The organism is Actinoplanes sp. NPDC049681 (genome assembly GCF_044465265.1).
GTDB lineage: Bacteria > Actinomycetota > Actinomycetes > Mycobacteriales > Micromonosporaceae > Actinoplanes.
Map to the genome: position 1 here is coordinate 203,692 of NZ_JBITLP010000008.1, position 16,399 is coordinate 220,090.

General features: G+C 73.1%; 19 protein-coding genes and 1 pseudogene. 10 read left to right on the forward strand and 10 right to left on the reverse strand.

Translation table 11 applies throughout. The annotated features are described in order from the left end of the window. Window positions 1–18: 18 nt before the first annotated feature. Genes ACIBO8_RS28545 through ACIBO8_RS28555 form a run of 3 tightly spaced genes read left to right on the forward strand, consistent with a single transcriptional unit; the run spans window position 19 to window position 3,969 of the window. Window positions 19–2,547 (forward strand): LuxR C-terminal-related transcriptional regulator, encoded by a 2,529-nt coding sequence (locus tag ACIBO8_RS28545; RefSeq protein ID WP_396118424.1) that lies wholly within the window; start codon window positions 19–21, stop codon window positions 2,545–2,547. Further along, a complete protein-coding gene (locus ACIBO8_RS28550; RefSeq protein ID WP_396118425.1) occupies window positions 2,544–3,092 on the forward strand; it encodes a LuxR family transcriptional regulator in 549 nt (182 codons plus the stop codon). Before ACIBO8_RS28545 ends, ACIBO8_RS28550 begins: the two co-directional genes overlap by 4 nt. 49 nt (window positions 3,093–3,141) lie before the next feature. After that, complete coding sequence (locus ACIBO8_RS28555; protein WP_396118426.1) at window positions 3,142–3,969, forward strand: M55 family metallopeptidase; 828 nt, start codon at window positions 3,142–3,144, stop codon at window positions 3,967–3,969. A 48-nt stretch (window positions 3,970–4,017) separates the two neighbouring features. Here ACIBO8_RS28555 and ACIBO8_RS28560 read toward each other — a convergent pair whose 3' ends face one another. The 4 genes from ACIBO8_RS28560 to ACIBO8_RS28575 form a co-directional block, all read right to left on the reverse strand. Next, the gene (locus ACIBO8_RS28560; protein ID WP_396118427.1) at window positions 4,018–4,785 is read right to left on the reverse strand and encodes a lysophospholipid acyltransferase family protein; all 768 of its coding nucleotides are present in this window, start codon (window positions 4,783–4,785) and stop codon (window positions 4,018–4,020) included. Between the two features lie 869 nt (window positions 4,786–5,654). Further along, complete coding sequence (locus ACIBO8_RS28565; RefSeq protein ID WP_396118428.1) at window positions 5,655–6,581, reverse strand: hypothetical protein; 927 nt, start codon at window positions 6,579–6,581, stop codon at window positions 5,655–5,657. Between the two features lie 70 nt (window positions 6,582–6,651). Further along, window positions 6,652–7,410: a VOC family protein gene (locus tag ACIBO8_RS28570; RefSeq protein ID WP_396118429.1), complete on the reverse strand. Its 759-nt coding sequence runs from the start codon at window positions 7,408–7,410 to the stop codon at window positions 6,652–6,654. 35 nt (window positions 7,411–7,445) lie between these two features. After that, entirely contained in the window at window positions 7,446–7,859 is a 414-nt protein-coding gene (locus ACIBO8_RS28575) for a MarR family winged helix-turn-helix transcriptional regulator (protein WP_396118430.1), read from the reverse strand. A gap of 395 nt (window positions 7,860–8,254) precedes the next feature. On the opposite strand from ACIBO8_RS28575, the pseudogene ACIBO8_RS28580 reads away from it, so the two are divergent. Together ACIBO8_RS28580 and ACIBO8_RS28585 are read left to right on the forward strand one after the other, a co-directional pair. Beyond that, window positions 8,255–8,397 (forward strand): annotated as a pseudogene (locus ACIBO8_RS28580) (integrase); the annotation flags it as partial. A 537-nt stretch (window positions 8,398–8,934) separates the two neighbouring features. After that, window positions 8,935–9,885 carry a tyrosine-type recombinase/integrase gene (locus ACIBO8_RS28585; protein ID WP_396118431.1) on the forward strand — a complete coding sequence of 317 codons (951 nt, stop codon included), beginning with the start codon at window positions 8,935–8,937 and terminating at the stop codon, window positions 9,883–9,885. 74 nt (window positions 9,886–9,959) lie between these two features. Here the strand turns inward: ACIBO8_RS28585 and ACIBO8_RS28590 are convergent, their stop codons facing one another. Genes ACIBO8_RS28590 through ACIBO8_RS28600 form a run of 3 tightly spaced genes read right to left on the reverse strand, consistent with a single transcriptional unit; the run spans window position 9,960 to window position 11,671 of the window. After that, window positions 9,960–10,781, reverse strand: coding sequence for an alpha/beta fold hydrolase (locus tag ACIBO8_RS28590; RefSeq protein WP_396118432.1), 822 nt, complete (start codon window positions 10,779–10,781; stop codon window positions 9,960–9,962). Between the two features lie 12 nt (window positions 10,782–10,793). Continuing rightward, entirely contained in the window at window positions 10,794–11,219 is a 426-nt protein-coding gene (locus ACIBO8_RS28595; RefSeq protein ID WP_396118433.1) for an organic hydroperoxide resistance protein, read from the reverse strand. After that, entirely contained in the window at window positions 11,216–11,671 is a 456-nt protein-coding gene (locus tag ACIBO8_RS28600; protein WP_396118434.1) for a MarR family winged helix-turn-helix transcriptional regulator, read from the reverse strand. The genes ACIBO8_RS28595 and ACIBO8_RS28600 overlap by 4 nt, the downstream gene beginning before the upstream one ends. A 68-nt stretch (window positions 11,672–11,739) precedes the next feature. On the opposite strand from ACIBO8_RS28600, the gene ACIBO8_RS28605 reads away from it, so the two are divergent. Further along, a complete protein-coding gene (locus ACIBO8_RS28605) occupies window positions 11,740–12,243 on the forward strand; it encodes a GNAT family N-acetyltransferase (RefSeq protein WP_396118435.1) in 504 nt (167 codons plus the stop codon). On the opposite strand, the gene ACIBO8_RS28610 is transcribed toward ACIBO8_RS28605, so the two are convergent. Then, on the reverse strand, window positions 12,213–13,007 hold the full coding sequence (locus ACIBO8_RS28610) for an endonuclease/exonuclease/phosphatase family protein (protein WP_396118436.1): 795 nt from the start codon (window positions 13,005–13,007) through the stop codon (window positions 12,213–12,215). The two genes, ACIBO8_RS28605 and ACIBO8_RS28610, sit on opposite strands and share 31 nt — an antisense overlap. 139 nt (window positions 13,008–13,146) lie before the next feature. Here ACIBO8_RS28610 and ACIBO8_RS28615 point away from each other — a divergent pair, with 139 nt between their 5' ends. Both ACIBO8_RS28615 and ACIBO8_RS28620 read left to right on the forward strand, forming a co-directional pair. After that, window positions 13,147–13,917, forward strand: coding sequence for a TSUP family transporter (locus tag ACIBO8_RS28615; protein WP_396118437.1), 771 nt, complete (start codon window positions 13,147–13,149; stop codon window positions 13,915–13,917). Window positions 13,918–13,938: 21 nt separating this feature from the next. Beyond that, window positions 13,939–14,406: a heme-degrading domain-containing protein gene (locus ACIBO8_RS28620; RefSeq protein WP_396118438.1), complete on the forward strand. Its 468-nt coding sequence runs from the start codon at window positions 13,939–13,941 to the stop codon at window positions 14,404–14,406. On the opposite strand, the gene ACIBO8_RS28625 is transcribed toward ACIBO8_RS28620, so the two are convergent. Next, a complete protein-coding gene (locus ACIBO8_RS28625; RefSeq protein WP_396118439.1) occupies window positions 14,391–15,074 on the reverse strand; it encodes a Clp protease N-terminal domain-containing protein in 684 nt (227 codons plus the stop codon). The two genes, ACIBO8_RS28620 and ACIBO8_RS28625, sit on opposite strands and share 16 nt — an antisense overlap. A 66-nt stretch (window positions 15,075–15,140) precedes the next feature. On the opposite strand from ACIBO8_RS28625, the gene ACIBO8_RS28630 reads away from it, so the two are divergent. Both ACIBO8_RS28630 and ACIBO8_RS28635 read left to right on the forward strand, forming a co-directional pair. Then, window positions 15,141–15,524 (forward strand): VOC family protein, encoded by a 384-nt coding sequence (locus ACIBO8_RS28630; protein WP_396118440.1) that lies wholly within the window; start codon window positions 15,141–15,143, stop codon window positions 15,522–15,524. Next, entirely contained in the window at window positions 15,521–16,033 is a 513-nt protein-coding gene (locus ACIBO8_RS28635; protein WP_396118441.1) for a GNAT family N-acetyltransferase, read from the forward strand. The genes ACIBO8_RS28630 and ACIBO8_RS28635 overlap by 4 nt, the downstream gene beginning before the upstream one ends. Here the strand turns inward: ACIBO8_RS28635 and ACIBO8_RS28640 are convergent. Beyond that, complete coding sequence (locus tag ACIBO8_RS28640; RefSeq protein WP_396118442.1) at window positions 16,021–16,383, reverse strand: DUF6204 family protein; 363 nt, start codon at window positions 16,381–16,383, stop codon at window positions 16,021–16,023. The two genes, ACIBO8_RS28635 and ACIBO8_RS28640, sit on opposite strands and share 13 nt — an antisense overlap. Window positions 16,384–16,399 lie beyond the last annotated feature (16 nt).

Below are 16,399 nucleotides of genomic sequence, written 5' to 3' on the forward strand. Positions count from 1 at the left end.
AGCGGGACAGGAGCGTGGGTGTCACAGCAGGACCTGGCCGGGCTCGCCGCCGCGCATCTGCGCCGCCCCGGCCTCGTCGTGCTCACCGGAGCACCCGGCGCCGGCCGCACCACCCTGCTGCGCCGCATCGCCACCGCCGCCGCCGGGCCCGCGCACACCGGCGGCGGCCTCGCCATGCTCGCCACCGTCCCGGCGCTCGCGCTGTCCCGGGCGGTCAAGGCCCGCCTGCCCGCCCACGACGTCCCGCTGCTCGCCGAGGCGGTCCGCTCCCGGGTCCGCGCCGGCCTGCTCGTCCTCGACGACCTGCAGTACGCCGACCCCGCCACCCTGGCGGCGCTGCCTCACCTGGCCACCCGCATCCGCGTCGTGGCGGCCCTGCGTACGCCGCACCGGCTGCCCGAGGCGACCCTGAGCGCCCTGCGCGAGGCGGCCACCGCGTGGCTCGACATCCCGCCGCTCGACCCGCAGGCCGCCGCCGATCTCGCTCGCCGCACCGCCGGGCAGCTCGACGACACCGCCGTGGCCGCGGTCGTCGCCCGCGCCGGCGGCAACCCGCTCGCCGTCACCGCCCTCGCCCGCCAGGCCGGCGCCGGCCGGGGCACCCCGGACACCGACGTCGACCAGGTCGCCTACGCGATCGCCACCGCCCTGGCCGACCTGCCCCGCGCCGCCCGCACCGCGCTGGCCGCGCTGGGCCTGCTCGGCCGCCCCGCCCCGGCGTCGCTGCTCGGCGCCGGCGCCACCGCCCTGCACGAGGCCGGCCTCATCCAGCAGGCCGGCGACGAGGTCGTGCCGGTGTCGGCGTACATCGCCGAGACCGCCGCCGGCCTGCTCGACGCCGACGCCCGCGCCGACCTGCACCGCGCCCTGGCCACCGCCACCCCGGACGCCGAGGCCGCCCGCCACCTCGCCGCCGCCGGCGACCACGACCAGGCGTACCGCAGAGCTCTGACCGCGGCCGACCGCACCGCCGGCGGTGACCGCGCCGACCTGCTGCTGTTCGCCTGCAACCTGCCGGGGGTCACCCCGGCCCCCCGGGTGCGGATCGCCGCCGCCGACGCGCTGCTGGCCGCGGGCCGCCCGCACGCCGCCGCCCGCGCCCTGACCAGCGCGGCCCCGCTCGGCGTGGAGGCCGACGTCCTGCGCGGCGAGGCACTGCTGCAGGCCGGCGACCCGGCGGCCGCCCGAGCGGCCGTCACCCCGATCCCCGACGCGGCCACCGCCACGGTCGTCGCGGCCCGCGACCGGATCCTGCTCCTGGCCGACCTGGCCGCCGACCCCGCCGCGGCCCTGGACACGGCGGAGAAGATCGCCGCGCGGCATCCGGCACCCCCACCAGGAGTGGCGGCGGCGCTGGCCGCGGTGCGCGCGGCCCACCGCGCCCCGGGCTGGGAACGCGACCTGGCCGCCGCCGCGGCCGACGGCACGGATCCGCTGAGCGGGCGCTGGAGTGCCTGGCTGCTCGTCGAGCACCTGACCGCCGACGGGAGGCTGGCGGAGGCGGCAGCCGCGGCCCGCACCGCCGCGGAGGCGTGCGCCGCGGACCTGGCGTACAGCTGGCAGACCCGGTTCCTGGCGGTCGCCGGGTGGGCGGACGTGCTCCAAGGCCTGTCCGCCGCGGCGTCGCCCGACAACGCGGTGCGGCGCAGCGCCGACCTCGCCGACCGGGCCCTCCCGGCCGACGCCCAGGCCTACGCGGTGGCCGCGACCGCCCTGGTCGAGGCCGATACCGGACTGCTCGCCGCCGCCCGCAGCCGGCTCGCCGACCCCGACGGGCACCCGGCCACCGCCTGGGTCGCCCGCGAGGCCGCCTGGCTCGACGGCCAGCCCGACCGTGCCGCGCAGCACCCGCAGACCCCCGGCGCCGGCCTGCTCACCGGGCTGCAGCACATCACCGCCCGCTGGGCCGCGTACGACGGCGGCGCCGGGGCCCGGTCCCCGTACGCGTCGGCCTTCGACATCGACGGCGCCGCCCCCGCCATCCCGGCCGGCCTGCCCACCGCGGCCCGGCGCACCCTCACCGCCTGGGCGACCGGCACCGGATTCACCGCGGCCGCCGAGGCCTGGGCCGGCACCGCCCGCCGGGAACAGATCCGCTGCCTGCTCGCCGCCGGCCTGCACGACCCCAACGCCCAGCGCGCCGTCACCGCCCTGCTGCAGGCCGAACAGCTCGCCGACGAGGCCGGTCTGGTGGTGCTCGCCGGCCGTGCCCGCCGCGGTCTGCGCCGCCACCACGTGCACCGCGACACCCGCAGCCCGCGCTCGGGCAGCAACCTGACCCGCCGGGAGACGGACGTGCTGCGGCTGGTGGCGGCCGGCGAACCGACCCGCCGCATCGCGGGACAGCTGGGCATCTCGGCCGAGACGGTCGACACCCACATCCGCGCGGGCATGCGCAAGCTGGGGGCACGTACGCGTACCGAAGCAGCAGCCCTGGCCCTCACCCAGCTGGAGCCGGCCGTTTCCTCCTCCGACCCGTCCGCCGGCTTCGGCCGTAACGACCCGTTCGACCGCCCGGACCGACGCGACCGTGAGGATGGCCGGTGACCCGACAGCCCGACGCTCCCCGCCACGTCGTCGCCTCCAGCGCCGACGCCGACACCGTGGTGCGCCGCCTCGCCCGTGACGGCTGGTCCGTCCGCGAAGGCTTCGCGCTGCCGAGCTCCGCCTGGGACGTCACCACGGACCGCCTCGTCCTGCACGGTCGCATCGCCGACCGCGACGCCCTGCAACTCGCCGTCCTCGCGGCGGCCCGAGGCGCGGGCATCGTCGCCGTCTGCGACGCGGACAGCGCCATGGGCCGCGCACTGATCGACGACCTCAGCCGCCTCGGCTCGGTGCAGCTGGGACCGGGCAACCAGAACTCCGCTCCCGTGGAGGCCGGCGACGCGGTGGCCGAGCTCGTGCCCGAACAGCGCGCCCTGCTCGACCGCCTCGCCGCCGGGGACACCATCGCCGCCGCGGCGGCCGCCGAATTCCTTTCCCTGCGCACGGCAAACCGCCGCATCGCCGAAGCCCGCGCGCTGTTCGGGGTCCGCACCACCCGCGAGGCCGTCCTGGCGTATCTCCGCCAGCGCCGCACCAGCGAGTAACGCCCTCCGTTCCTCGGCCCGGCACCCGCGACGCGTAGGGTGCTCATCGATGAAGGTACTGATCTCCGCCGACATGGAAGGCGTCTCCGGGGTCGTGCACCCCACCGAGACCAACCCCGGCGGCTACGACTACGAGCGCAGCCGCCACCTGATGACCGCCGAGGTCAACGCCGCCGTCGCCGGAGTCCTGGAGGCCGTGCCCTCGGCCGAGGTGCTCGTCGCCGACGCACACGGGCCGTTCCGCAACGTCCTGCCCGAACATGTGGACCGCCGCGCCCGCCTGGCCCGCGGCAGACCCCGCCCGCTGGGCATGCTGGCCGGCCTCGACGACCGCACCGACGCGGTGCTGTTCGTCGGCTACCACGCCCGCGCGGGCGCCGGCCCCGCCGTGCTCGCCCACACCATCAGCGACGCGATCCTGGACGTACGCATCGACGGCCGCCCGATGGGCGAGATCGGCCTCAACGCGGCCATGGCCGCCCACCACACCGCGCCGGTGGTCCTGCTCTCGGGCGACGACGCCGCCTGCGCGGAGATCCACGACCTCATCCCGGGTACGACGACAGTCACGGTGAAACACGCCCTGGGGCAGGCGGCCGCCGTGGCCCTGCACCCGGAAGAGGTCTGCGACCAGATCCACCGAGCGGCGGCCAAGGCGATCCGCCGCGCCGACAGCGTCCCGCTGCTGACCGTCCCGGGACCCGTACGCGTCGAGGTGGATCTGTACAGCCCCGCCACTGTCGACCTGGCCATGCTGATACCCGGCGTGACACGGGCGTCCGGTGGGCGGACGGTGGCGTTCACGGCCGAGGACATGGGCGAGGCGTACCGGCTGGTGCAGCTGCTGACCCACCTCGGCCAGATCAAGCCGGCCTGACCAGCGTGGCCCGCTCGACCGGCCTGACCGTTTGGCCGGCTTGACCGGTCAGGCCGCAGCGCGCCGCCGCCGGACGCGGGACATGTCCACCGGCCGGGTCCGGTCCACGAAGTGGGGGAGTTCCGGCTCGTCCTCCCGCAGCGGCGCCAGCGTGTCAGCGATCGCCTGCACGATCCGGTCGGTGGCCCGCATGGCCTGAGCCCCCGCCGACCCGCTCAACCCGCTCAGATCCACCGGCGTCCCGAACCGGATCAGCACCACCGGCCGCCGCCACATCGCCTTCAGCACCGACCGCACGATCCCCACCGGCGCCGTGTACGGCAGCACCGCATGCGAACCCCACTGCGCCACGGGAATCACGGCAGCGCCGGACATCGCCGCCATCCGGGCCACCCCCGTCTTGCCGCGCTCGGGCCACATCCACGGGTCCAGACCTATCCGGCCCTCCGGGTACACCAGCACCACCGACCCGGCCCGCAACGCAGCCGCGGCGTTCGGCAGCGCCTCGGCCACCTTCGCGGTGTGCCGGTCGACCCGCAGATGCCCCATGGCGCGCATCGCCGACCCCACGATCGGAGCGTCGAACAGCCCCCCGGTCGCCATGAACCGAGGCGCCACCCCCGCGATGCTGCAGGCCGCCGTCATCAGCACCGGATCCACGGGGCTGACATGATTCGCCGCCAGGATCAGCGGACCGTGCCGCAACTCCTCCGGCACCTCACCCGACACCCGCAATCGGCAGATCAACGGTACGAGCACCCGCGAAAACCGCAGCAGCACCCGCCAGACCACCGGCACCCGCCATGACGCATCCATCAATGCGCCATGATCGCACGCCGGACGACCCGCCGACCCCGACCCCCGCCGATGCCGGTCACGCCCATCGGACGCCGGCCCGCCGCAACGACCTTCCCATTCCGGTCACGCCCATGGGACGCCGGCCCGCCGCAACGACCTTCCCATTCCGGTCACGCCCATGGGACGCCGGCCCGCCGCAACGACCTCCCCGTTCCGGTCACGCCCGATGGGTCGCCGGCCCCGTAACGGCCTTCCGATCCCGGTGACGCCCCATGGGGGCGCCGGCCCGCCATAACGGCCTTGCCCAAACCGGCCCGCACCACTCGAGCAGCGCAAGCAGCGAGTGCGGCCCCACTAGGAGCGCGCGCCCGCAGACAGGGAAGCTGCCCTGAAGGAACGAGAGTCCGCCAGTTCCGTCCAAGGGGCTGTGGACAGAATCGCCCTGCGGCGCCTCGCTGCCGGTACCGCCGTTCTGACGGGCTCGCTCCTCCCGTCCGCCGCCTGCGATCGTCCTGTTCCGCCCGTGCCGCGAGAGACCGCCACGTGGGGAACATTGCCGCAGCTGTCCGAGCCTCAAGCAGCCCGGTTGGCCAGCCTGCGCGGGGTTCCAGCAGATGGCGCGCCGGCGGGCCAGAGGGTCCTCGTCGCCGTGCCAGGCCTCCATTGTTTCGACGTCATCGGGGCCCGAGCAGAGAGCTCGCTGCATGCCATGACGATCACCGTTCTGGGCAGGCCCATCGCATGCAGGCAGCCCCCCGGAGCAAGTGGTGGCGATGGTGGAACTACCGGAATCGCTGGACCGTCGTGAACTGCTCCACGCACCGGTCACCGCCCTGCGGCCCTGATGAGCGACGGCCGCCAGCCGACCCATGCTCAGCCCGCCGCCGTCAGCTCGCGTCCCGCAGCTCCTGAAGCCGTGCCTCGATCTCCGCGAGCTCCGCCCGTAACCGCTCGGCCTGCTGCTCCACCTCCGCCCGCTCCGCCGCCACGATCTGCTCCACCGCCTCCTGCACCCCCGGCACGTCCACCAGCGCCACCATGCGCATGGCCTCGGCGGGGCGGACCACGTACGGCTTCGCCAGCGCCTTCGAGCCCTGGTTGGCCGCGATCGTCCACTCGCCGTCGGTGTAGGCCAGCGTGACCGTCAGACCGGGTGGCGGCTTGGGCTTCGCCGGCCGCGAAGAAGCCTTCCGAGGCGCGGGAGCCGGCGCATTCCCGCCGCTGCCGGCCGGCTTGCCGTTGCTCACCACCGCGGGGGAGGAGCCGCCCTCGGAGGACGTCGCCGCGCCCGTCCGGCCGTTTCCGCCCGCCGGCACCGTCCCAGCACCAGTCTGGGAAGGGCCGCCGACCGCCCCGGCATCGCTATCCCGTCCACCGACGGACCGGCGACCCCCACCGGAACCCTTGCCCGAACCCGACTCGTCCGTCACCGCCGCACCACCCCTGCCTCCCGAGGACCCCGACCGGCCGCCCCGAGCGGGACCCACCGGCTTGTCGATAACGAACTCCGGCTCCGGCCGCGACGGCGGCGACGCAGCCGGCGGGGGAGCCGCCTTCCGCGCAGCCGCGCCCTTCGGAGCCACCTGCAGATCACCAGGCGCGAACGGCAACTCGTCGCGCCCGAACCGCACGACCACCCACTCGTCGGACACCGCCGGGTCCGTGAGCGCCACCACCTGACCCAACTGGCCGGCGATCTGCCCGGCCGACGCGGTGAACATCACCCGCGGCTTGCGCCCGGCCGCCAGCCCGTCGCGAATCGCCTGCAACTCGTCGGTGCCGAGCCCCCGCACACCGGTACGCGCCGCCGCCATCGGCCCACCCTTCCTCGTACGTGTGTTCCAATGCCGTCAGTTGTACCAGCCGCCACCGACAAGAAAGCCGTCAGCCCAGCGTGCCCGTCGCCGGATCTCGATCCGTCACGCAGTAGAGCCGGCCCACCGGGTCCCGCAGAGTCGTCCACGACTCCGCCACCCGCACCACCGAGGCACCGAGCTCCTCGTGCCGCAGCACCTCGGCGCGACGGTCCTCACTGGCCACATCGGGATGCATACCCGGCGCCGCGCCGCCCGTGCGCTGGAGCAGGAGACGCAAGGGCATGCCGTCCGGGCGTACCAGAAAGTCGAACTCCGGCCGCGAGCCGGACCGCCGGGGCCAACCCGTCACCGCCGCCCAGAAATCAGCCTCCGCCCCGAACGACGTGGCGGGAATGTCCAGACACCACTGATCCACCAGGCTCCGCCCGCCCGGCCACGACACAGGCTCCGGCCGCGCCGCCTCACCATGCCACGCCACCAGACAGAACGGCAGTCCCGCGGGGGAGCGCAGCACCACCAGGCCATCCTCTTCGTGCACCACGGCAGCCCCGAGCCCCACCACCCGGCGCGCCTGCGCCGCCACCCGCTCCACATGCAGATCCAGGTGGGCCCGCGCCGGACCGTCGCCCACGACCTGCACCCTCAGGTACGCGTCACCGCAGCCCGGAAGCAACGTCGCAAACTCGCCACCAGGACCCCGCCGCGCCGACAGGCCCGACCCCGTCACCGCCTGCCAGAAGCCCTCCGCCGCACGAGACGGCGAATCGAGAAACCCGGTGATCCACCGGACAGAACTGTCAGACCCCACCGCTACGGTCCCCGCCATGACCGAGATCCTGCCCTGCCCATCCGGTACGCCGCTCAGCGGGCAGCCACCCGCAGCCGCTCCAGCAAACCCGCCAGCTGCCCGAGCTCGGCGGGGGAGAGCACCGCACCCACCCGGGCCCGCACCTCATCCTCGAAAACGACCCCGGCAGCAGCCAGCGCCGCCCCGCCCGCCTCCGTCAGCTCGATCAACGACGACCGCCGATCACCGGGATTCGGCCTGCGTACGCAATGACCAGCCGCCTCGATCCGATCCACCGTCTTGCTCGCCGCGCCAACGGTGATCTGCAGCTGCGCCGCGACGTCGAACACCCGGCAGCCCGCCGTCGTAGCGATCACCCGCATGGGCAGCAACCGGCCGAGGGTCAGCTGCTCCTCAGCCCGCAACCGCGCATCGACCCGCTCCCACAACGCGATCTCCACGCCGACGATCTGGTCGAAGATCTCCATGGGGTTGGTCACGGTCCACAGCGTAGCGACGTCCACGGAAGCAGGTTCCAGGGAATCAACCCGGGGGACAGGCCGACGTGGGAACCGGGGGGCGGCCCGGCAACACCTCCGACCGGGGCGCCGCCATCTAGATCCACGACCTGACAGGTACGGCGTCCCTAACCGATACGCCGACCTCGACCTTCGGTACGGCCGGGTGTCCGGCCGGCGACGTTGCCGGCCCGCGCACTGGCGGCCGCGTCCGGCCCGCGCCGAGCCTGACGTCGCCGCGAGCTGGATCTTGACGGGTCCAGCTGTCCGTCCACGCGACCGGCGTCACGCGACCGGCGTCCTTGACGTGCTCGCCGGCCTGCTTCGTGTCGGTGGTCTGGGACAGTAGCCGGGAGCCAGGTGCCCCAGCGACCACCCTTGCGGTGCTGGCGCTGGCCTTGTGTGCGGCTTGCAGTTGTCCGAGCTGCTGGCGCTGCGGACCGGTTCGGTGCTGGGCCGTACTGGTGAACGCCGCATCCCAGCGGCCGGGGAGTCACCGGCAGATCGCCAGGCCGCCCGAACCGCGCACGCGGCCGAACCGCCCTGCTCAGCGAGACGGTGTACCTGGGCGGCGCCCGCCGGCGCGGCAACGGCGACGATCCCGGCGGCGCGGAAGGTACACCGAACCGCGCACGCGGCCGAACCGCCTGGATTCACCCGTTCGATGTGGTCGATAATTGACATTATGTCAACCTGAGCGCGGATCGGACGGACGTAGGCCAACAAGGCGGAGGCGGCGTCCCACGAAATCTCAGGAGGATCGTTCTGACGGAAGCCGAGCCCCAGACCTACCGCAAAACCGGCGCGCCTTCACGGGTGGTCAACTCGGGCTCGAACGGTATATCCGCCTCAGCCCGAGTTCCGTGGCCCACGCCCGACGTCGCAGACCCGGACCAGGTCGCACCAACCGGACTGCGAAGCAACGTGAGCCGAAGCCAACCTCGGTAAAGCGCGAGATGCGAACCGCGAAATCCCGCTCAACGCGGGTCAGACGCAGCTGGTTCACCCCTCCCGCTAGACGGGAGCTTCCTGCATAATATTCCTTATGCAGGACGAACAAGACATTTCCGCCCAGGCGCTTGTCGAGGAGTTTCTCGCGGCCCGCGCGGTGAGGAAGCCATCCGAGCACACTCTGCTCGCCTACCGCCGCGACCTGACGGCGGTCCTGCGGATCATGGGTGAGAATGTCACTCTGCGTGACCTCTCCCCTCGTGCCCTGCGCGCCGCGTTTGCGGAGTTCGCTGCCGGGCGCGCTCCTGCTTCGGTCTATCGGGCCTGGTCGAGCTGGAACTCCTTCTTCGGGTTCCTGGTGGTCGACGGCGTGGTCGCCGGCAATCCCATGTCCGCCGTGGGCAAGCCCCGGATGGCGACGCCCTCCCCCAAGCCGTTGCGGGGCGAGGACACTCCCGAGCAGCTCCTCGAAGCGGTCAACCATGCTGACGAGCGGCAGCGGGACCCGTGGCCCGAACGTGATGTCGCGGTGCTGGCGCTGGCCCTGTGTGCCGGCTTGCGGTTGTCCGAGCTGCTGGCGCTGCGGACCGGTTCGGTGCTGGGCCGTGCTGGTGAGCGCCGGGTCGAGGTGGCCGGTAAGGGTGGGCGTCCGCGTACGGTGCCGATCGAGCCGGAGCTGGATGCGGTGATCGCGCGGTATCTGCAGAGCCGGCAGCTGCGGTTCGGGCGGGTACGGCCGGACGATCCGCTGCTGGTGGATCGGCGTGGTCTGCCGTTGCGGCGTGGCGGCCTGCAGTACCTGGTGCAGTCGTGTTTCCGGCGGGCCGGGGTGTCGGATCGCGTTCCCCGGGGGGCGCAGTTGCATGCGTTGCGGCACACGTTCGCGACGCGGTTGGCGGAGGACGGGGCGAACGCGTCGGAGATCATGCGGCTGCTGGGTCATGCGTCGCTGACGACGTCGCAGGGTTATATCGAGGTGACGGCGGCGCAGCAGCGGGCGGCGGTGCGGGCGAATCGAACGAATCGGGCGCTGGGCCGCCTGTAATGCCGAAGAACGCCCCACGGTCACCGGAGGCGGGGGCCGTGGGGCGGGGAACCAAGTCCCCGCCCCGCAGCACGTCAGCTGGTGAGGAACTCGAGCAGTGCCTCGTTGAACTCGGTCGGGTGGCTGGCGTTGATGCCGTGCGGCCCACCCTCGATCACGACGAGCTTGGCGCCGGGGATCGTTTCCGCGGTGCGCTTGCCGCTGTGTTCGAGGGGGACGATCGCGTCGCTGTCGCCGTGGATGACCAGCACCGGGATGTCGATCTTCGACAGGTCGCCGCGGAAGTCGGTGAGGCCGAAGGCCGCGATGCAGTCCAGGGTGCCCTTGGCCGAGGCGGCGTGGGCGAGTTCCTGGGCGTAGCGGACCTGGTTCTCGCTGACTTTCAGGGTGTCACCGGCGGTGAAGAATGCCTGGGCGAAGCCGTCGACGAAGGCGATGCGGTCGCCGGTGACGCCGTCCTGGAAGCCCTTGATCGTCGCGTCGTCGAGGGCGCCGTCGGGGTTGTCGTCGCTCTTGTAGAGGTACGGCGGGACGGCTCCGGCGAACACGGCCTTGGCGATCCGGTCGCTGCCGTAGGTGCCCAGGTAGCGGGCCACCTCTCCCCCGCCCATGGAGAATCCGACGAGGGTGACGCGGGTCAGGTCGAGGTGTTTGAGCAGGGCGTCGAGGTCGGCGGCGAAGGTGTCGTAGTCGTAGCCGTCCCAGGGCTGGCTGCTCTTGCCGAAGCCGCGCCGGTCGTACGTGATGACGCGTCTGCCGTCGGCGATCAGGGCCGGGATCTGGGCTTCCCAGCTGCGGCCCGAGAGGGGCCAGCCGTGGATGAGGACGACGGGGTCGCCGGTGCCGAAGTCTTCGTAGTAGAGGTCGACTCCGGTGCTGACGGGAGCGTAGGGCATGACGGACCTCTCTCAGGCGAGGGCGAGGGTGAGGCTGACGTCGATGTTTCCGCGGGTGGCGTTGCTGTAGGGGCAGACCTGGTGGGCCGCGTCGAGGAGTTTGCGGGCGGTCGCCTCGTCGACGCCGGAGATCTCGGCTTCGATGGCGACGGTGAGGCCGAAGCGGCCTTCGCCGATGGGGCCGATGCCGACGTCGACCGTGACGGCGGTGTCGGTGAGGGTGGTCTTCTCCTTGCGGGCGACGGTCTTGAGGGCGCTGTGGAAGCAGGCGGCGTAGCCGGCGGCGAAGAGCTGTTCGGGGTTGGTGAGGGGGCCGCCGGGGCCGCCGAGCTCCTTCGGCACGGCGAGGTCGAGGTCGAGGACGCCGTCGCTGGAGCGGGTGTGTCCGCTGCGTCCGTCGCCGGAGGCGGTGGCGGAGGCGGTGTACAGGGCGGTCATCGTGCGGTCTCCCGTCGGTTGGGGGTGGTTGCTGCGGCGCCGCGGACGCGGCTGAGCAGGCTTTGCAGCGTGGCGAGGTCTTCGGGGGTGAGGTCGAGGGTGCAGCCGAGCTGGCGGGGCAGGTCGGCGAGCTCGTGTTCGAGGGCGGCGCCCTGCGGGGTGGGGCTGATCCAGACGACGCGTTCGTCGTCGGTGCCGCGTTCGCGGCGGATGAGTCCCTGCGCTTCGAGCCTTTTGAGCAGGGGCGAGAGGGTGCCGCTGTCGAGGTTGAGGGCGGCGCCGAGGTCGCGGACGGTGATGCGGCCGCGGTGCCAGACGACCCGCATGGTGACGAACTGCGGGTACGTGAGGCCGGCGGCGTCGAGAGCGGGCCGGTAGAGGCCGGTCATGGTGCGGGACGCGGCGTACAACTCGAAGCAGATCATCTGTTCGAGGCCGGTGCTCTCGGTCATGGCCAGAACGCTAGTCCGCAATTTAGTTGTGCACAACTGGTCTGTGTCCGCGCCCACACTACGATCCGATGGTGATCACTTTTGTGCCGCTGCCCCTGGCGGCGATGCGGGCCCTGATCGATGGCGACGTGGCGACAGCGAGCGCGGCTGCCGGTGTGGCGCTGACACAGTGGATGGTCGACGAGAAGTGGCTCTGGGAGATCCGGGCGGAGCAGATCGAGCAGGATCCTGCGGCCGCCGAATGGGTGGCGCGTGCGGCGGTGGCCGACGGCCGGGTCGTGGGGCACGGCGGATTCCACGGGCCGCCGGACGACGAGGGGCGCGTCGAGGTCGGTTACTCGGTCGATCCCGCGTACCGCAGACGGGGTTTCGCGAAGGCGATGCTCGCCGAGCTGATCCGGCGCGCCGAGGGTGACCCCCGCGTGCGGGTGGTCCGGGCGAGCATTCGTCCGGACAACACGGCGTCGCTGGCGACGATCGCCGGTTTCGGTTTCGAGGCGGTCGGCGAGCAGTGGGACGCCGAGGACGGCCTGGAGATCGTCTACGAGCGGGGAGCCACCGGGTCGAGGTGAACGACCAGCGGGCGGTGGTCGGAGACGGCGACCGCGGGGGTGCGGATCTGCACCACCGGTCCGAGGTGGGCGGCGTCGCGGGGGTGGACCAGGATGTGGTCGAGCTGGGCGCGCGGTGACGGGCTGGGGTACGTGGGTCGGCGGGCGAGGCTGCGCCAGCCGGTGAAGGCGCGTACCGGCCCGGCGGGCATGTTGAGGTCGCCGAGCAGCACCCGGGGTGCGGGCAGCGACCGCAGCGCACGCACGGCAGCGCGCAGCTGGCGGATGTTCCAGCCGGGGACGAACGACAGGTGGGTGGTGGCGACGGTCATCGGCCCGGCCGGTGCGTCGATGACCGCGGCGACCATCACCCGGGGCTCGTCCTTGAGCAGCAGCAGCCCGCCGTCCGGTCCGGGGGCCCAGACGGGTGAGCGTACGGGTGCCGCCGGCAGCTGGGTGATCTGCCAGCGGGCGACCGGGTAGCGGCTGACCAGGGCGATGCCGTAGAGCGGATGCACGTTGTCCGCCTCGGAGCGCCAGGGCCGCCAGGTCTCCCCCGGCGTGCCGGCGACGGCTGCGGCGAAGCGGTGCGCGGGCGCGCCGAGGGCTTCGGCCGCGATCGCGGTGAGGTCGAGGTGGCCGCTGCGGGGCTGGGCGCGGTCGACCTCCTGCAGCCCCAGGACGTCGGCGTCGAGGTCGGCGACCGCCGCGGCGACGCGGTCGGCGTGTACGTTGCCGTCGGAGAGGGACCTGCCGTGCAGCAGGTTGAAGGTGGCCAGGCGCACGGAACAAGACCCTATCGAGGTACGGAGGGTGGCGCGGTGTTCAAGGCGGTGTGCTGTTCGGCGTCGGTGTTCCTGCTGATCGGGATGGCGGGCATCTGGTTGCGGCGACGCCGGGGGCGGTAGTCCATGCTTGTCAGCCGTGGATGCGTTTTCGGTCGTTACCTTGCTGGGGGCGGCCACGGCGGCGGGCGGGGTGGACGCGGTGGTGGGCGGCGGCGGGTTGCTGCTGCTGCCGGCGCTGCTGATCGCGGCGCCCGGGTTGCCCCTGGCCACGGCGCTGGGCACCAACAAGCTGGCGGCGGTGGCCGGGACCAGCACGGCGGCGGTGACGTACGCACGGCGTACCAAACTCGACTGGGGGGTGGCGGGGCCGGCGGCCGGGATGGCCGTGGTGGTGTCGGGGCTGGGGGCGCTGCTCGCGGGTTCGGTGCCGGCGGCGGCGTACCGGCCGGTGGTGCTGGCTGTGCTCGTGGCGGTCGCGTTGTTCGTGACGCTGCGCCCGGCGGTGGGCCTGGTCGCCGACGCGTCGCGGCGCACCCCGAGCCGGGTCGTGGCCGTGGTCGCGCTGGCCGGTGGGGTGATCGCGGCCTATGACGGTCTGATCGGCCCGGGTACGGGCACCTTCCTGGTGCTGGCGTTCACGACGGTGGTGGGCGCGGACTTCGTACACGGCTCGGCGATGGCGAAGATCGTGAACACGGGTACGAACCTGGGCGCGCTGGCCGTGTTCGGAGCCACCGGGCACGTGCACTGGCTGCTGGGCGCGGCCATGGCGGTGTGCAACATCGCCGGCGCGGTGCTGGGGGCGCGGATGGCGTTGCGGCGCGGCTCGGGCTTCGTACGGGTGGTGCTGCTCGTGGTCGTGCTGGCCTTGATCGTGAAGCTGGGAATCGACCAGGTACGCGCCTGAGCCGTACCCGAGAATGGAGCCATGACCGACGACGACCTCATCGCCCGGCTCGAGGAGCAGGAGCAGCGGCTGACCTTCACCCGTTTCGACAACGCGGACGCGTGGCACCTGGGCAGCCTGCTGGTGGATCTGGCCACCGGCCGGGACCTGCCGGTGGCCGTCGACATCCGCCGCGGGACCCAGCAGCTGTTCCACGCGGCGCTGCCGGGCAGCACGGCGGACAACGACCACTGGATCGCGCGCAAGGTGCGGGTGGTGGAACGCTTCGCCGCGTCGTCGTACCTGGTGGGCCGGAGGCTGGCCGCGAAGGGCGACGCGCTGGACGCCAAGTACGGGGTGGACCCGGCCCACTACGCGGCACACGGCGGCGCCTTTCCCGTACGCGTGGACGGTGTGGGTGTGGTCGGGGTGGTGACCGTGTCGGGGTTGCCGCAGGCCGACGACCATGCCCTGGTGGTCGAGGCGATCGAGACCTACCTGGCGGACTGAGCGAGCGCCGCCTCCACGGCCGCCTTGTCGATGCCGAGCTCCCCCAGCACGCCGCCGCCCTGCGCCTCTTCGAGCATGGCCAGCAGGATGTGACCGGTGCCTACGGTGTCGGCGCCGAGGCGCAGCGCCTCCCGGAAGGTCAGCTCGAGCACCTTGCGGCAGCGGGCGTCGAACGGGATGAGCTCGGGCATCGCCGTGCCGGGCGACTCGGGCAGCGCCGCCGTGGCGGCCTCCCGCACGCGTCCCATGTCACCGAGGGCGGCGTGGGCGCGGGCACCCGGGACGTCGAGCATGCCCAGCAGCAGGTGCTCGGGGCGGATCTCGGGGTGGCCGGTGGCCCGGGCGGCCGTCATGGATCCGACGACGGTGCTGCGGGCGTTCTCGCTGAAGCGGCTGAAGCCCTGCGACGGGTCGAGGTCGCCCTTGGGCACGAAGCGCTTCTGGGCGGCCTGCTTGGAGACGCCCATGCTTTGGCCGATGTCGGTCCAGGAGGCGCCGGAGCGGCGGGCCTGATCGACGAAGTGGCCGATGAGGTGGTCGGCGAGCTCGCCGAGGTGGTCGGCGAGCAGCACCGCGTCGGACAGCCGCTCGAGCGGGGCGTCGGGCCGGTTCTTCGTGATGGCCTGGATGAGGTCGTCGAGCCGCACGGGCGGGATGATCTGCGTCATGTCGTCAACTCTAGGTTGACGATGACGTGGCCGTCAACCACCGGTTGACGCGTACGCTCAGCCCTCATGTACGTGAATCCCGTCCGGCACATCACCATCGACGCCCACGACCCCTGGCACCTCGCCTCCTTCTGGGCCGCGGTCACCGGCTACACCGTCGGCGAGGACGACGCCCCCGGCGACGACGAGGTACTGCTCAGCGCCGGCGAACCGGCCGCGCCCGGGATCCTGTTCGTCCGCGTACCCGACGACAAGGCCACCAAGAACCGGGTGCACCTCGACATCCAGCCCCCGGCCGGCACCCGCGACGAGACCGTGGAACGGCTTCTCCAGGCCGGCGCCACCCTCTACGAGGACCACCGCACCGCGGACGGGCGCGGCTGGGTGACCCTGCGCGACCCGGAGGGCAACGAGTTCTGCGTCGAGCGCAGCGCGGCGGAGCGGGCGTGAACCTGCCCGACCCCGCGGACGGCCTCACCCTGCGCCGCTGGCGCGACGACGACACGGCCGCGCTGATGGCCGCCGCCGGGGACCCGGCCCTGCACCGCTGGACGTCGCTGCGGGTCGAGCACCCCGACGAGGCCGCCGCCTGGCTCGCCGCCCAGCACGAGGGCTGGGCCACGGGCACCCGCTGCAGCTTCGCCGTCGTCGACGACCAGGACGCACTGCTCGGCCACGTGGCCCTGAAACGCCCCGGCGCGCCCGCCGTCGAGGCCGAGGTCGGCTACTGGACCGCCGCATACGCCCGCGGTCGCGGTGTCGCGCCGCGCGCGGTGCGCATCCTCACCGGCTGGACCTTCGCCACGTTCCCGCACCTGCGGCGCTTACGGCTGCTGCACCAGTCGGACAACACGGCGTCGTGCCGGGTCGCCCTCAAGAGCGGCTACGCGTACGAGCAGACCCTGAAGGCGCAGCACCCGTACCCGCGCGAAGGCCACGTCCACGTTCACCCGCGCTGAACGCGGACGGCCTCCTTTCGGCCGCGCTTACCCAGCGGCGTCTGCGACAGGTCCACCGCCTGGGCGGTCACGTTCCTGTGGGCGTACCCGCGGGAGGTCAGCCACCGCACCGCCGCAGCCTCGCCGCGGGCCGTCACCGCCGGGATGTCCCGCTCGTCGTCCACCGTCTCCGCATAGCGGAACGTGAAGAACGGCCGGGCGGCGATGTCGTAGGTCATCGACCCCTCGGGGGTGAACGCCGCGTACGCGACATCGTGGCGAGCGGCGTCGGCGAGCAGCGCGGCGCGCTGGGCTTCGGTGACGTCGGCGAAGGCGCCGCGGACGGTGACCCGGATCGTGCGTGTCCTCATGCCCGCGACGGTAGAG